The following is a 16,068-nucleotide window of genomic DNA, read 5'->3' on the forward strand; positions in this document are numbered from 1 at the left end:
CGCCCGCTGCCTGGGACCGTCGAGTTCAGCCGGCCGGGTCCGGGACCGGCTCGACGGCCGGATCGGTGAGCGACAGCCGGCGGGTGGCGATCCGCCAGCCGACCGCGTAGACGAGGGTGATCAGACCGCAGCCGGCGAGCACCACCCGTTCGTCGACCGAGTCCACCACCAGGGCCACCGCCAGTTGACTCACCGAGATCGCCAGCGTCGCCAGCATCATGTCGGTGGCGAAGACGCGGCCCCGCAACCGGTCCGGAACTTCACCCTGAAGGGCGAAGTTCGACATCACCCAGTTGCTGCCACCCGCGAAGTGCGCCACGAAGACCAGCAGCAGCACCAGCGGAAACCATCGCACCACCGAAGTGCCCAGGTAGGACAGGCCGTAGAGCGACATGGACAGCGCGAGCCCGGGCAGCAGCCAGGCCCGGTTGGTCAGCACCCGGCGCATCAGGATCGGCCCCACCAACGCTCCCGCGCCACGTACGGCGAAGAGCAGGCCGGCGCCGAGCGGGCCGACACCGTACACGCCGGCCAGCAGCGGAAACACCGTCAGCACGCCGTTGCCGAGGCCCACCGCGGACTTGACGGTGACCAGCGCGAGCACCCGGGGGCGGTGACCGATGTAGCCGAGCGCCTCGCGGACCGCCGACCAGGTCCGCTGGGCCGGTTGGTCGGCGTCCCGGGGCGCCTGCAACGGCCGACGGATCCGGGTGGCGAGGGCCGCGGCCGCCGCCAGGCCCACCGCCGCGACCCAGAAGCAGACGTACGGGCCGGCAGCGGTGCTGAGCACGCCGCCAAGCGACGCACCGACCACGGTCATGGTGCCCCAGGCCGAGCCGGCGACGGCGTTGCCAGCGGCGAGTTCGTGGGGCTCCAGCACGTTGGGCAGCGCGGCCTGGGCGGCCGGCGAGTAGAACGCCTTGGCGACCGCCACCACTCCGATGGCGACCAGCGCCAGCCACGCGGTTCCGGCGTTCCGCACGCCGAGCAGCAGCAACACGCCCGCCAGCGCGGCCACGTTCGCGGCGATCATGATTTTTCGGCGGTCGAAGCGGTCGGCGATCGTGCCGGTGTACGGCAGCAGCAACGCCACGATGCCGGTGTCCACGGCCAACACCAGCGCGCCCCAGACGCCGCTGCCGGTCAGGTGCGGCAGCAGCACCAGCAGCGGCACCATGACGAACCAGTCGGCGCCGAAGACCACCAGCTCGGCGAGGAAGAGGTTGCGGAAGCTCCGATTGCCGGTCAGAACCGAGAGGGTGGACGCCACGGAGCGCGACCCTACCTGGTCGGTGTCGTACTCACACCCGCTCCCAGCAGCGCCGAAACCGTGACGAAGGTGTAACCGCGCGACCGTAGCCCGTTGATCATGTCGGTCAGGCCCCGCAGTGCGACCAGCCGCCGGTGCGCTCCCACATCGTGGCCGAGCACGATCGTTCCCGGTCGAACCTCGGCCACGATCCGTTGGGCGTGACCGGCCGGATCGTCGGGGAACTGGCGCTCCACCATCTGCAACGACCAGAGCACCAGCCGATAGTCCAGCCGGGCCGCCGCGTGCAGCACCGCCCCGCCCAGGTGGCCGTACGGCGGGCGGAGGAGCGCCGGCGGCACCCCGGTCAGGTCGGCGATCACGTCGTGGCTGCGGCGCAGGTCGTCGTACGCCTCGGCGGCGTCCAGTTCGGCCAGGTCCCGGTGTTCCCAGCTGTGGTTGCCCACCTCGTGCCCGGCGAGCCGGTCGCGGACGACGTCGGCATGTCGACGGACCTGCGCCCCGACCATGAAGAAGGTGGCCGGCACCCGGTGCTGGGCCAGTGTGTCGAGCACCATGGGAGTCCACTGTGGTGCCGGCCCGTCGTCGAAGGTGAGGGCCACCAGGCGCTGGTTGGTCCGCCCGGACCAGACGACGTCCACAGCGCCGGAGCCGACATCCTGTTGGCCGTTGCCGAGGGTGGCGCTGGCGGGGCCGCCGGCGATCGGCATCCGGCGATGGGTGATCCACCACGCCTCGGACGTCCCCGCGCCGAGGGCCACACCGCCCACCACCAGCAGGCCACGGCGCAGCAGGTCGCGTCGGCCCCACCCGCGCGCGCCCTCGGCCATCTGCCCACCCCGCTTCACCCACACCCCCACCCGTCTACGAGGAGTATGCAAGAAGTTACACAAAGTGTGGGGTGGTCGAGGCGGAGTGTTTTCGGTCGAATGAACCGGGAACGCCCCCGGCGACAATCCGCCGGGGGCGTTCCGAACTGCTCTGCGACCTACTCGGTCGGCTCCGCCGGAGGCAGCGGGGAGGTGCGGCTACGCGGCAACCGCAGCACCTCGAACTGGTCCGTGCCCTCCACCAGCGCGGCCGACGGCGCGGGTCGCCCAGCCGGCTGCACACCCTCGGTCGCGACCGGGGCGGGTGCGCCACTCGGCACCGCGACCTGGTTCGGCGCTGGCGCCTCGTCGGTCTCCGTCGTCGTGGTCACCGCCGACCCGCCGGAACGCCGTCGTGCGCGCCGAGCCCGCAGCGACTCCTTGGTGTGTTCCACCATCGTGTAGAGCGTCGGCACCAGGATCAGCGTGAGCAGCGTCGAGCTGAGCAGACCACCGATCACCACGACCGCCAGCGGCTGAGAGATGAAGCCGCCCTCACCGGTCAACCCGAACGCCATCGGCAGCAGCGCGAAGATCGTCGCTACCGCCGTCATCAGGATCGGGCGCAGCCGGCGACGGCCACCCTCGACCACCGCTTCCCGGACCCCCATGCCCTGCGCCCGGTACTGGTTGATCAGGTCGAGCAACACGATCGCGTTGGTCACCACGATGCCGACCAGCATCAGCACACCGATCAGCGCCGGCACACCGAGCGCCGTCCCGGTGATCAACAGCAGACCGATGGCACCGGTCGACGCGAACGGGATGGAGATCAGCAGGATCAGCGCCTGGGTGAGGCTACGGAACGTGGCCACCATGATCAGGAAGACGATGGCGATCGCGGCCAGCACCGCCAGGCCCAGGTCCGCGAAGGCGTCCGCCTGGTCCGCGCTGACACCACCGATGGTGAAGCTCGCACCCGGCACGTTGAGGCCGTCCAGCCGCTTCTGCAACTCCGTGCTGGTCGCGCCCAGGTTCGAGCCGGTCGCCGCGCCGGTCACCGACACGCTGCGCTCACCGTCGATGCGGGTGACCTGCTGCGGGCCCTCACCCTGGGTGACCTGCGCGATGTCGCCCAGCTTGACCGGACCAACCGGCAGTGCCCGCAGCTCCTCCACCGTCATCGGCGGCTGCGTGCCCAACCGCAGCACCACGTTCTGCTGCTGGCCGTCGAGCGCGACCTGACCCAGCGGCGCTCCCCGGAACGCCTGCGACACGAGCTGCCCCACGGCGGCCTCGGTGAGCCCGACCCGACCGGCGGCGACCCGGTCCACCACCACGTCGACCCGCGGCACCCGCGCGGCCAGGCTGGTGGAAACGTCCTCGACGTCCGGCAGGCCGGCCATCGCGGCCCGCGCCTCCTCGGCCGCCCGAGTCAGCGCCTCCGGGTCGCTGGCCTGGACGATCACCTCCAGCTGGCTGGTCGACGCCTCCTGCCCGCCACCGAAGCTGATCTCACCCACACCGGCGCCGAGCTTGTCGAACTCCTTGCGCAGCACCTCACGCATCTGCTTCGCGTCGGTGTCACCGTCGAGCGCCAGCGACCAGCTGGCGACGTTGTTGCCGCCGCCGCCCGCCCACGGGTTGTCCCCACCGCCGGCGGTCACCTGGTACGTCTCGACGCCGTCGGTGTTCGACAGCACCGACTCGACCTGCTTGGCCGCCGCGTCGGTGGCCGCCAGGCCACTGCCGGCCGGCAGCTCCTGGCTCATGTTGAGGGTGTCCTGGCCGGAGTCGTCCAGGAAGTTGGTCTCCAACTTCTGCGCCAGACCGAAGGTGCCGAAGAGCACCAGCAGGCCGAGCCCGACGGTGATCCAACGGGTCGACCGCTTGCCGGTGGCGAACCCGATCACGGGCAGGTACGCCCGCTGCAACGGGCTGCGCAGCTCCTTCTCCTCCGCCGCGTGCCGTACCGCCTCGTCGTCAGCGGTGCCGCCGCGCGGCTTGAGGAACCAGTACGCGAGGACCGGAATCACTGTCAGCGACACCAGCAGCGAGGCGAGCAGGGCCACCGTCACGGTGATCGCGAACGGCGCGAAGAGCTGGCCCACGAACCCGCCGACCAGCGCGATCGGCGCGAACACCGCCACCGTGGTGAGGGTCGACGCGGTCACCGCACCGGCGACCTCCCGGACGCCGGTGATGATGGCGTGCCGTTTCTCCTCGCCGTACTCCAGGTGGCGTTTGATGTTCTCCAACACCACGATCGAGTCGTCGACCACCCGACCGACCGCGATGGTCAACGCGCCGAGGGTGAGCAGGTTGAGCGAGTAGTCACCGATCCACAGGGCGATCAACGCCACCAGCACGGAGAGCGGGATGGAGACCGCGGTGACCACCGTCGAGCGCACCGACAGCAGGAACACCAGGATGACGATGACCGCCATCACCAGGCCCAGCAGGCCCTCCGTGGTCAGCGACTCGATCGACTTCTCGACGAACGGCGCCTGGTCGAAGACCACTGTCAGCTCCGCGCCGGAGGCGTCCTTCAGGTCGTCGAGCCGGTCCCGGATCTCGTGCGAGATCTCCACGGCGTTGCCGTCCGGTGCCGCGGTGACCGCGATGCCGAGGCTGTCCTTGCCGTTGGTCCGGGTGATCGCCGTGGCCGGGGCGAGCTGCTGCTCGACCGTCGCCACGTCACCGAGGCGAACGGGTGCCGCGGCTGGGACGACCACGATGCCGCGCAGGTCCTCCAGGGTGGCGATCGGCGTGCCGACCTGCACCGGGAGGGCCAACGCTCCGTCGGTCACCGCGCCGGCCGGAACCGCCACGCCGTTGGTCTTCAGCGCCGCGCCGATCGCCGTCGGCTGGATCTTCGCTGCGGCCAACTTCGCCGGGTCCGGGGTGACCACCACGACGTCGTCGCGGGTGCCGGTCACCTCGACAGTGCGTACCCCGTCGATGCCCTCCAGCTCCGGCACCACAGTCGTGCGCAGCTTCTCGGCCAGCGCCCGCTCGTCTCCGGCGCCGGCCGCGGCCAGCACCACCGCCGGCAGGTCGTCGGTGCTACCCGCGATGACCTGCGGGTCGACGCCCTCCGGCAGTTGGGAGTCGATCCGGCTCAACGCGGTCTGCATCTTGTTGACGACGTCGTCGAGGTCGGTGCCGAACTCGTACGTCACCTGGACGGTGGCCGCCCCCTCGCGGGAGGTGGAGGTGACCTGGTCCAGCCCCGGGATGCCCTGGAGGGCGTTCTCGATCGGCTCGGTCACCTGCGACTCGACGATCTCGGGGCCGGCGCCGGGGAAGGGAGCCACGATGAACGCGGCCGGGAACTCGAGCGACGGCAGCAGTTGCTGCTTCAGCGACGGCACGGCGAACACTCCGAACACCGTGGTCACCACCGCGATGAGGGCAATCAGCCCTCGGTTGGCGAGGCTGAATCTGGCGAGCAGCGACATCGGCCTGGCTCACTCCTGAACGAGAATGCGGGCGGGGATACCCGAAAGTGTGCCGGACTCGCATACCTCGGCCCCCGCCGCCCCCGGACCGTCGCGCCGTTCAGCTGCCCGCCGTCCAACACCGCCCGGACGGCGGCGCGCTCAGGCCAGGTCGAGGGCGCGCGCCGCGGCCAGCGGGTCGTTCGCGATGGTGACCGGTGCCGGCGCGGTGGAAATCGCCCACTCCGGGTCCTTCAGCCCGTGGCCGGTCACCGTGCAGACCACTGTGGAGCCGGGCGGCACCGCGCCCGCCGCGGCCTGCTGCAACAGGCCGGCCACGCTGGCCGCGCTGCCCAGCTCGACGAAGACCCCCACCTCACGGGCGAGCAGACGGTACGCGGAGAGGATCTCCCGGTCGGTCACCGACGCGATCAGGCCACCGGAGGCGTCTCGGGCATCCAGTGCCTTGGTCCAGCTCGCCGGGTTGCCGATCCGGATCGCGGTGGCGATGGTGGACGGCTCCGGCACCACCTGGCCGGTCACGATCGGGGCCGCGCCGGCCGCCTGGAAGCCGTACATCTTCGGGGTGCGGGTGGTGGCACCGGCGGCCCGATCCTCCGCGTATCCCATCCAGTACGCGGAGATGTTGCCGGCGTTGCCGACCGGCAGGCAGTGGATGTCGGGCGCGTCGCCGAGCGCCTCGACGATCTCGAAGGCTGCGGTCTTCTGGCCGTGCAGCCGGTCGATGTTGACCGAGTTGACCAACGCGACCGGGTAGTCCTGGGCGAGCTTGGCGGCCGTCGCGAGGCAGTCGTCGAAGTTGCCGTTCACCTGGAGCAGCTTCGCGCCGTGCACCAGCGCCTGGGCCAACTTGCCCAACGCGATCTTGCCCTGCGGCACCAGCACGGCGCAGGTCAACCCGGCCCGGGCCGCGTACGCCGCGGCGGAGGCGCTGGTGTTGCCGGTGGAGGCGCAGATGATGGCCTTGTTGCCGGCCTCGACCGCCTTGGACACCGCGAGGGTCATCCCCCGGTCCTTGAAGGAGCCGGTCGGGTTGGCGCCCTCCACCTTGAGGTGCACGTCGCAACCGAGCCGGGCGGACAGCACCGGCGCCGGCAACAGCGGGGTGTTGCCCTCGTGCAGCGTGACGACCGGCGTGGCCGCGGTGACCGGCAGCCGATCCCGGTACGCCTCGATCAGACCCCGCCACATGTCGCTCTCCTCGCCTCTACCGCCGTGCCCACCCGATTGTCAGGGCCACCTTGGACCAGCCTGCTGGAGTGGTCAATGGCACACCCCCGCCTACCCACCTGGCGGGACGGGCGCGCCGCCCCGTCGATGATGCAACGACTCAGGCGCCGCCCTCGACCCGCAGCACACTGGTGACCGACCGGACGATGTCCAGACCGCGCAGCTCGCCGACGGTCGCGGCGAGCGCGGCGTCCGGTGCCACGTGGGTGACGATGACCAGCTCGGCGTCGCCGTCGCGACCCGCCGGCCCGCCCGCCGAGCCCTGCCGCACAGTCGCGATCGACACGTCGTGCCGGGCGAACACGCTCGCCACCGACGCCAGCACACCCGGGCGGTCGGCCACGTCGAGGCTCACGTGGTAGCGGGTCAACGCCTCACCCATCGGCCGGACCGCGAGGTCCGCGTACGCGCTCTCGCTGGCCGCGCGAACCCCGGCGAGCCGGTTGCGGGACACCGCGACCACGTCACCGAGCACCGCGCTGGCGGTGGGCGCGCCACCGGCGCCCCGGCCGTAGAACATCAACTGCCCGGCCGCGTCCGCTTCCACGAAGACCGCGTTGAACGCGTCCCCGACGCTGGCCAGCGGGTGGCTGCGCGGGATCATCGCCGGGTGCACCCGGACGCTGACCGTCTCCTGGCCGGTGGAGTCGACACCCCGGGCCGCGATGCAGAGCAGTTTGATCGTGCAGCCCATCGCCTGGGCGCTGGCCATGTCCGCGGCGGTCACCTCGGTGATGCCCTCGCGGTGCACGTCGGCGGCGCCGACCCGGGTGTGGAACGCCAGCGAGGCGAGGATCGCCGCCTTCGCCGCCGCGTCGAAGCCCTCCACGTCGGCGGTCGGGTCGGCCTCCGCATACCCCAGGGCGGTGGCCTCTTCAAGGGCCTCGGCGAAGCCGGCGCCGGTCGCGTCCATCGCGGAGAGGATGAAGTTGGTGGTGCCGTTGACGATGCCGGTGACCCGGTTGATCCGATCGCCGTGCAGCGACTCGCGTAGCGGGCGCAGCAGCGGGATGGCCCCGGCCACGGACGCCTCGTAGTAGAGGTCGCCGCCGCCCTCGGCCGCCGCCTCGTGCAGGGTCACGCCGTCCTCGGCCAGCAGCGCCTTGTTGGCGGTGACCACGCTCTTGCCGGCGCGCAACGCCTCGACCAGCCAACTCCGGGCCGGTTCGATGCCACCGACCACCTCGATGACCACGTCCACGTCGTCGCGCTTGATCAGGCCGAGCGCGTCGGTGGTGAACAGGTCCTCGTCGACCGGCAGGTCACCCCGGTCGCGGCCGAGCCGACGGACGGCGATGCCGGCGATCTCCAGCGGGGCGCCGATCCGCGCGGTGAGGTCGGCCGACTGCTCGTGCAGCAGCCGGACCACCTCCTGGCCGACAGTGCCACAGCCGAGCAGCGCCAAGCGCACAGGTGACGTCATCCAACATCCAATGCGAGCAGGTCGTCTTCGGTTTCCCGCCGGACGATCAGACGCGCCTGGCCGTCGCGCACGGCGACCACCGGTGGCCGGGGCACATGGTTGTAGTTGCTGGCCATGCTTCGGCAGTACGCACCGGTGCCGGGCACTGCGACAAGATCTCCGGGCTGCACGTCGGCGGGCAGGAATTCATCCTTCACCACGATGTCCCCGGACTCACAGTGCTTTCCCACCACGCGGGCGAGCAACGGCTGCGCTGTCGAGGCCCGCGAGGCCAGCGTCGCCGAGTAGGACGCGTCGTAGAGGGCGGTGCGGATGTTGTCGCTCATCCCGCCGTCGACGCTGACGTACGTCCGGAGGCCGTCGAGGTCCTTGACCGTGCCGACCTCGTAGAGGGTGAACACGGACGGGCCGACGATGGCCCGGCCCGGCTCGATCGACAGGTGCGGCACCGCCAGATTTTCCGCCGCGCACTCCGAATCGACGATCTTGCGGAGCCGCTTGGCCAGATCCTGCGGGGTCGCCGGGTCGTCCTGGGTGGTGTACGCGATACCGAAGCCGCCGCCCAGGTCCAGCTCGGGCAGCTCCACCCCGCGCGCGTCGCGGATCTGCGCCTGCAGGGCGAGCACCCGACGGGCCGAGACCTCGAAGCCGCTGGCGTCGAAGATCTGCGACCCGATGTGCGAGTGCAGGCCGCGCAGCTCCAGCACGCCCTCGTCGAGGATCTTGAACGCAGCGGTCGCCGCGGCACCGCCAGCGAGGGAGAAGCCGAACTTCTGGTCCTCGTGGGCGGTGGCGATGAACTCGTGGGTGTGCGCCTCGACGCCCACGGTGACCCGGACCAGCACCCGGGGCCGGACCCCGCGCTCGCGGGCCAGCGTAGTGAGCCGGTCGATCTCGGTGAACGAGTCGACGATGATGCGGCCCACCCCGGCGTCCAGCGCGCGACCCAGCTCGGCGACCGACTTGTTGTTGCCGTGGAAGCCGATCCGCTCCGGCGGCATTCCCGCCGACAGGGCGGTGGCCAGCTCGCCGCCGGTGCAGACGTCGAGGAACAGCCCCTCCTCGGCGATCATCCGGACCACCGCCCGGCAGAGGAACGCCTTGCCCGCGTAGAAGATGTCCTCGGTCGGGAAGGCCGCCCGGAAGTCGCGGCAGCGCGAGCGCAGGTCGGCCTCGTCGAGGACGTACACCGGGGTGCCGAACTCGGCCGCGATGTCGCGGACGCTCAGGCCCGCGACGGCGACCGCGCCGTCCGCGCCGCGCGTCACGCTGCGCGGCCACAGCGTGGGCAGCAGGGCGTTCACGTCCTCCGGGGTACGCAGCCAGGCCGGCCCCCGGTTGCTGATGTCCGCGTGCAGCGCACCAGCCTCATGAGCCCTCATGTCACATCCTCTCGGGTGCGGAGACGCCGAGCAGGTGCAGGCCGTTGGCGATCACCGTGCGGGTGGCGTTGTTGAGCCAGAGCCGGGCGCGGTGCAGATCGGTGATCTCCTCGTCGCCCAGCGGCAGCACCCGGCAGTTGTCGTAGAACCGGTGGTAGGAGGCGGCGACGCTCTCCTCCAGGTAGCGGGCCACCCGGTGCGGTTCCCGCAGCTCGGCGGCGGTCGCCACCACCGCGGGGAACTGGGCGAGCGCCTTGAGCAGCTCGTTCTCCTTCTCGTGGGCGAGCAGCTCGGGGCGGAACGCGTCGGCGTCGCCCGGAACCAGCCCCACCTCGGCGGCGTTGCGGGCCACGCCCGCCGTCCGGGCTGCCACGTACTGCACGTAGTAGACCGGGTTGTCGCGGGTCGCCCGGGTCCACAGCTCGATGTCGATGTCGATCGGGGAGTCGCTGGAGTAGCGGGCCAACGCGTACCGGGAGGCGTCCACGCCGATCGCGTCGACCAGGTCCTCCAGGGTGATCACGGTGCCGGCCCGCTTGCTCATCCGCATCGGGGCGCCGTCGCGCAGCAGGTTGACCAGCTGCCCGATGAGGATCTCCAGGTTGCGCTCCGGGTCGTCGCCGAAGCAGGCGGACATCGCCTTCATCCGGCCGATGTAGCCGTGGTGGTCGGCACCCAGCATGATCACGACCCGCTCGAAGCCGCGCTCGCGCTTGTCCAGGTAGTAGGCGCAGTCCGCGGCGAAGTACGTCCACTCGCCGTTGGACTTGCGCAGCACCCGGTCCTTGTCGTCGCCGAAGTCGGTGGTGCGCAGCCAGGTGGCACCCTCGGACTCGTAGAGGTGCCCCTGCTCGCGCAGCCGGTTCAGCGCCAGGTCGAGCTCACCCCGGTCGTGCAGGTCCTTCTCGTTGAAGTAGGTGTCGAACTCCACCCCGAAGTCGCGCAGCGAGGAGCGGATCTCGTCGAACATCAGCGCGACGCCCTCGACCCGGAAGACCTCCTGGGCGGCGTCGTCGTCGAGCGAGGACACCTCCGGCCGGCGGGCCTGCACCTCGGCGGCGATCTCGGCGATGTACGCCCCGCCGTAGCCGTCCTCCGGCGCCGGCTCGCCCTTGGCGGCGGCGAGCAGCGACCGGGCGAACCTGTCGATCTGCGAACCGGCGTCGTTGAAGTAGTACTCAGTGCCGACGTCGGCACCGGTGGCCCGCAGCAGTCGGCTCAGCGCGTCACCGACGGCAGCCCACCGCACCCCGCCGATGTGCACCGGCCCCGTCGGGTTGGCTGAGACGAACTCCAGGTTGATCTTTTCGCCGGCGAGCCGGTCGCTGCGGCCGTACTCCGCGCCGGTCTCGACGATGACCCGGGCGAGCTGACCGGCGGCCGCCGCGTCGAGCCGGATGTTCAGGAAGCCCGGCCCGGCGATCTCGACCGATTTGACACCTTCTGCCCGGCTCAGTTCGTCCGCCAGGGCACCCGCCAGATCCCGGGGCGGGACGCCGACCTTCTTGCTCAACTGCAGCGCGAGCGTCGAGGCGTAGTCGCCGTGCTCGGGGTTGCGCGGTCGCTCCACCACAGTGCTCGCCGGCAGCGCGGCGCGGTCGAGCCCACGCTGCTCGAAGACGGCGTGGGCGGCGGCAAGGACGACCGAGGCTAGTTCTGCAGGAGTCACCCAACCATGTTATCGGGGGTAGACTCGGGCACTCGGCGGCTCCCCTGCGCGTCTACCGGCCCGCCACTCCCCTGACCGACCGACTTGACGAGGCACGATGAGCATCAGCACCCCGGGTGGCCCTGAGCGCCGCCCGACCGTGGTCAGCACCGGCAAGAAGCCGGCCGCGGGCCGGCCGGCGTCCGGCGCCAAGGCCAGTTCCGGCAAGCCGGCGGGCTCCCCCCGGGCCGGGGGCAAGGGCCCACGCAAGCCGGTCACACCGGTCAAGGTGAGCCAGGGCCGCGCCTGGGGCCCCATCGCGCTCTTCGTCGCGGTGGGCGTGCTCGCGGCCGGCATCATCGGCTACGGCGCCTGGGCGTCGTTCCAGGGCTCCAAGCCGTGGGACAAGCGGGCCAACGCCATCGACGGCATCACGAACATCCGCAAGTCCGACCCGGAGAGCCTGAAGTACGAGTCGCACAAGTCGGGCCCGCTGACGTGGAAGTACGCGCCGCCGGTGGGTGGCGTGCACAACGCCGCCTGGCAGAACTGCATGGGCGACGTGTACGACGCCCCGATCGCCAACGAGCACGCGGTGCACAGCCTGGAGCACGGCGCGGTGTGGATCACCTACCGCCCCGACCTCCCCAAGGACCAGGTCGACAAGCTCGCCGGCAAGGTACGCGGCGTCGAGAAGACCTTCATGAGCCCGTACGAGGGTCTGGACAAGCCGATCTCCCTGCAGGCCTGGGGCTACCAGCTCAAGGTCGACAACGCCGACGACTCGCGGATCGACGAGTTCATCAAGGACCTGCGGGTCAACGCCTCCGTCGAGGGCCCGACGGCGCTCTGCAACACCGGCATCACCGCCACCGGCACCACGCCGCGTGAGCTCCAGCAGCAGCCCCAGCAGTAAGGACGGCAATGACCGCTCCGGCGACCACCGACAGCGAGTACGACGAGATCCCGGCCGACCCGGACGAGGGCGGCCGGGCACCGGCGTCGCGCTACGGCGTGCTGGCGCTCGCCATCATGCTGGTGGTGGGGCTTCTCCTCGGCTACGCGGGTGGTCTGCTGACGCCGCGGCTCACCCGACCAGGTGACGCCTCGGTCGAGGCGGGCTTCGCCCGGGACATGACGACCCACCACGCGCAGGCGGTGGAAATGAGCCTGATCGCGTACCGGTCGGCGACCCTCCCCGAGGTGCGGCAGATCGCCGTCGACATCGCCACCGGGCAGCAGGGCGAGATCGGCGCGATGCAGACCTGGCTGCGCGAGTGGGGCCTCAGCCCTACCGCGTCGAACCCGCCGATGTCGTGGATGTCCGACGGGGCCACCGTCAAGGACGGTCTGATGCCGGGCATGGCCACGCCGCAGCAGATGACCGCCCTGCGCAACGCTCAGGGCATCGAGGTCGACAGGCAGTTCCTGACCCTGATGTACGACCACCACCTGGGCGGCATCCACATGATCGACGCGGCGCTCGGCGGGACCGACAACGCCGAGGTCGTGCGGGTGGCCCAGACCATGAAGAACACCCAGCAGAGCGAGCTGAACAACCTCCGGCAACTCCAGGCGCAGGCCAAGGGCTGACCGACCGGACGGGCGCAACGGCCCGCGTCCTCGCCGATCCGTGGCGGTGACGCGGGCCGCACCATGTGTCCCGTCCGCACCGACCTCCGCCGCACGGCCTTGATCGACTCGGGTTGCAGGAAACCGCGCCGTCCACGCGACCGGGACGCCCCGAGTTCCACGAACCCGAGTCGATCAAGGAGGCCAGACCCGCCGCGTATGACCTGAACACCCCTCTCGTCCCTTCTGGGCGTTTTGCGTGGCACAGGCGATTACGTTGCTTAGAGAGTTTTCTCCCCACATATCGTGACCAGTTGCGATTCGGGCTCGTTGCCCAAGACGTGGGGGTTGCACTCAGAGACGCACGGCGCTCGGTCACCAGTTGGTGCCGACGCCACACCATCGGTGGTGACGGGGCGGTGGCAGCCGTCCGTCGCGGACAGCGGCAGGGCGAGCCGGGAATGCTCAGCCGCGAACAGGAACTCGAGTTGATCGACATGCTGCGGGGCGTCCATCCCGACGAGTTCGGCCTGGACGAGGAGCTGTGGACGCGGCAGAGCCTCACCACGCTCATCCAGCGGCGCTTCGAGCTGCCGCTGGACACCGGCGCGGTCGGGGCGTACCTGCGGGCCTGGGGGTTGGGTCCGCGGGAACCGCGCGAGCGCGCCTGCGGGCTCTGCGTCAGCGCTGTGGAGCGCTGGGTGCGCAGCGAGTACCCGGCGATCACCCGGGCCGCCCAGGAGCACCTCGCGGAGGTCTACTGGATCGGCCGGGTCCGGCTGCGCGGCACCATGCCGGCGGCGGACGTGATCTCGGCGGTCTCGTCCCGTGGCCGGGTGCGCTTCATGATCACCACGCCGACGGTGGACCCGCCGCTCCCCCGCGACTTCGTGCTGCGACTCAGCGGCGAGGAGGAGCGCACCGTCCACCTGATCGTGGACGGCTCCTGGCCACGCAACGAGTGGCCGCGCCGGCTCCCCCGGCGAATCGTCCTGCACCCGCTGCCCAGTTGCGGGCGGGCGGTAGCTGCGGCCTGAGCACCGGGTGAGCCGGTTGCCGACACGATCGGCTCACCCGATACCGATTCGGCGTACACGGAGGAGGTTTGCTAGTCTTCTCCAGTCGCTGAGCCCCCGTAGCTCAGGGGATAGAGCACCGCCCTCCGGAGGCGGGGGCGCAGGTTCGAATCCTGCCGGGGGCACCACCGCTTGAGCAACACAGAAAGGCCTCTGACCAGGAAACCAGGTCAGAGGCCTTCTTCGTGTCTCCGACCGTCCCGGCCCGCCGGAGACCCGACCTTCGCCGGGTGTCAGGCCGGCACGGTCCCGTTCAGGTACGCGTTGATGATGTCGATCTCGGCCAGGTTGAAGGTGTCCGGCTGGGCGGCGGCCTGGTTGGAGTTGATGATCCGCTTGAACAGGTTGTAGTGGGCAATTGTCCGGAACCCGATGACGCGGTTGGGGGTGACCAGGAAACCGGTGCCGGAGGTGCTCCAGATGAGATACATCAATCCGTCCTTCGTGAGAACTTCGGGGGGAGATCCGGGCGCCCCGGCGTAGGGCGCGCCGGCGAGGACCGACTCCGGGTCGACGAGTGAGCCGCCGGGGCGGAACACCTCGAGGTGCAGGTGCGGCCCGGTCGAGCGGCCGGTGGTGCCGACCACACCGACCTGCTGCCCGGCGGCGACCTGCGCGCCCGTCCGGACCACGGGAGTGTCCCGCATGTGCCCGTAGAGACTCTGCCAACCATCGGCGTGGGTGATGACCGCGTAGTTGCCATAGCCGCTCGCGTTGTAGCCGACGCTGACCGTGCCGGCGGCGATCGACCGGACCGGATAGCCGAGGATCCCGGAGTAGCTGTAGTCGGTGCCGGCGTGATACTTCGTCTCGCCCGTGATCGGGTCGACCCGCGACCCGAACGACGACGTGATCGGGACCCACTTGTCGAACGGGCGGTTCCACCGGGGTGTGGCGCCGTACGCCGCTTCCGCGAGCCACGCCTCCGGGATGACGCCGGCGGCGAGCGCGGCCGTGATCACGCCGAGCAGATGACGACGGTTGATGTGCTGCGGCGAGTGCCCAATGTCCACCGCTGCTCCTTCGGTTTGCCGCACAGACGTCCTCGCTCCCATCGGAACGCGGGTGCTCAACGCTCAACATGAAGCGGTAGCGATGAGCCCGTCGCGGTGATGTGGATCTTAAGACAATCAATGTGTGGCCTGTCAAGACTGTTGCTCCGGGCATCCTTTGCTCTACCGCAAGATGGGTGTCGGCAACCTGCCGTCATCCTGCTGCTTCGGCGTAGCGGCGGGCGAGTCCCCCGAAGGCGGCCTTGAGCTCGGCCGGCCCGATCACCTCGATGTCCGCGCCGAACCTGCCGAGCGCGGCTGCGAGGCCGACCCAGGACCAGGAGCCCTGTGCGAGCCTGCAGCGGTCGGGGCCGAGTTCTTCGACAAGCCCGTCGCGGGTGTACGCAGCGACGACGGCGGCGGGAAGGTCGATGATGACCTCACCCACGCAGGGCCACGCTGAGCTGTCGGTGGAACCTCGGAAGCGGCCCGTGACGTACGTGGCGACGTCTCCCATGGGTAGTTGTCGTGGGGTGAAGCGTGGTCCGGTCGGTGTACGCGGGCTGACCCGGTCACAGCGGAAGGTTCGCCAGTCGTCCCGGTCGAGGTCCCAGGCGACGAGATACCAGCGCCCATTCCAGGTGACGAGGTGGTGGGGCTCCACGCGGCGAGGCGTCGCGTCGGTGGCGGCGCTCGTCGAGGCGTAGTCGAAGCGCAGAACCTCGCGGGCGTTGACGGCCGCGCCGATGGCTGTCAGCACGGTGCGGTCGACCGGGGAGTCCGGCTCGGTGGTGGGTTGTCCGACGGCGGTGACCTGGAGAGCGTCGATGCGGTGCCGCAGTCGGCTGGGCATGACCTGCCGCATGGTGTTCAGCGCTCGCGCCGCGCCCTCCTGGATGTCCGCCCCGGAGAGGGCTGCCACCTGGAGTGCGACGGCGATGGCCACGGCTTGATCGTCGTCGAACAGCAGCGGTGGCAGTTGGGCACCGGCGTCGAGCCGGTACCCGCCGTCCGGCCCCTTGAAGGCGCTGATCGGGTAGCCGAGCTCGCGCAGCCGGTCGACGTCGCGTCGCACCGTTCGCGGGCTCACGTCCAGCCTCTCGGCCAGGAGGCCACCCGGCCAGTCACGTCGGGCCTGGAGGAGCGAGAGCAGCGACAGCAGTCTCGCGGAGGTCGTGGCCATGCATCCGAGTCTGCCCCAGGTA

12 protein-coding genes and 1 tRNA gene are annotated in these 16,068 nt (G+C 70.7%); 4 read left to right on the forward strand and 9 right to left on the reverse strand.

Annotated elements, in window-relative coordinates; genetic code table 11:
* Positions 1-25 precede the first annotated feature (25 nt).
* The 7 genes from ABZU43_RS20500 to argS all read right to left on the reverse strand — a co-directional run bounded on the left by ABZU43_RS20500 (position 26) and on the right by argS (position 11,244).
* The gene (locus tag ABZU43_RS20500) at positions 26-1,270 is read right to left on the reverse strand and encodes an MFS transporter (RefSeq protein ID WP_355008078.1); all 1,245 of its coding nucleotides are present in this window, start codon (positions 1,268-1,270) and stop codon (positions 26-28) included.
* Between the two features lie 11 nt (positions 1,271-1,281).
* Positions 1,282-2,100: a polysaccharide deacetylase family protein gene (locus tag ABZU43_RS20505; RefSeq protein ID WP_355008079.1), complete on the reverse strand. Its 819-nt coding sequence runs from the start codon at positions 2,098-2,100 to the stop codon at positions 1,282-1,284.
* A gap of 158 nt (positions 2,101-2,258) precedes the next feature.
* A complete protein-coding gene (locus ABZU43_RS20510) occupies positions 2,259-5,540 on the reverse strand; it encodes an efflux RND transporter permease subunit (RefSeq protein WP_355008080.1) in 3,282 nt (1,093 codons plus the stop codon).
* 141 nt (positions 5,541-5,681) lie between these two features.
* Positions 5,682-6,731, reverse strand: a complete 1,050-nt coding sequence (gene thrC / locus ABZU43_RS20515) for a threonine synthase (RefSeq protein ID WP_355008081.1) — start codon at positions 6,729-6,731, stop codon at positions 5,682-5,684.
* 139 nt (positions 6,732-6,870) lie between these two features.
* Positions 6,871-8,181, reverse strand: a complete 1,311-nt coding sequence (locus ABZU43_RS20520) for a homoserine dehydrogenase (protein WP_355008235.1) — start codon at positions 8,179-8,181, stop codon at positions 6,871-6,873.
* 8 nt (positions 8,182-8,189) lie between these two features.
* The gene (lysA, locus tag ABZU43_RS20525; protein WP_355008082.1) at positions 8,190-9,575 is read right to left on the reverse strand and encodes a diaminopimelate decarboxylase; all 1,386 of its coding nucleotides are present in this window, start codon (positions 9,573-9,575) and stop codon (positions 8,190-8,192) included.
* Position 9,576: 1 nt separating this feature from the next.
* On the reverse strand, positions 9,577-11,244 hold the full coding sequence (argS, locus tag ABZU43_RS20530) for an arginine--tRNA ligase (protein WP_355008083.1): 1,668 nt from the start codon (positions 11,242-11,244) through the stop codon (positions 9,577-9,579).
* A gap of 97 nt (positions 11,245-11,341) precedes the next feature.
* Here argS and ABZU43_RS20535 point away from each other — a divergent pair, with 97 nt between their 5' ends.
* From ABZU43_RS20535 to ABZU43_RS20550, 4 genes are all read left to right on the forward strand, one after another.
* Entirely contained in the window at positions 11,342-12,139 is a 798-nt protein-coding gene (locus tag ABZU43_RS20535; protein WP_355008084.1) for a DUF3105 domain-containing protein, read from the forward strand.
* Between the two features lie 8 nt (positions 12,140-12,147).
* Positions 12,148-12,816, forward strand: coding sequence for a DUF305 domain-containing protein (locus ABZU43_RS20540; protein WP_355008085.1), 669 nt, complete (start codon positions 12,148-12,150; stop codon positions 12,814-12,816).
* Positions 12,817-13,136: 320 nt separating this feature from the next.
* The gene (locus tag ABZU43_RS20545; protein ID WP_355008086.1) at positions 13,137-13,832 is read left to right on the forward strand and encodes a winged helix-turn-helix domain-containing protein; all 696 of its coding nucleotides are present in this window, start codon (positions 13,137-13,139) and stop codon (positions 13,830-13,832) included.
* Between the two features lie 92 nt (positions 13,833-13,924).
* A tRNA-Arg gene (locus ABZU43_RS20550) sits at positions 13,925-13,999 on the forward strand.
* A 105-nt stretch (positions 14,000-14,104) separates the two neighbouring features.
* Here ABZU43_RS20550 and ABZU43_RS20555 read toward each other — a convergent pair.
* Complete coding sequence (locus tag ABZU43_RS20555; protein WP_355008087.1) at positions 14,105-14,884, reverse strand: M23 family metallopeptidase; 780 nt, start codon at positions 14,882-14,884, stop codon at positions 14,105-14,107.
* Between the two features lie 193 nt (positions 14,885-15,077).
* Positions 15,078-16,046: a YafY family protein gene (locus ABZU43_RS20560; protein ID WP_355008088.1), complete on the reverse strand. Its 969-nt coding sequence runs from the start codon at positions 16,044-16,046 to the stop codon at positions 15,078-15,080.
* Between the last annotated feature and the right edge of the window lie 22 nt (positions 16,047-16,068).

The sequence above is a fragment of the Micromonospora sp. NPDC005205 genome, assembly GCF_040608275.1.
Lineage (GTDB): Bacteria > Actinomycetota > Actinomycetes > Mycobacteriales > Micromonosporaceae > Micromonospora.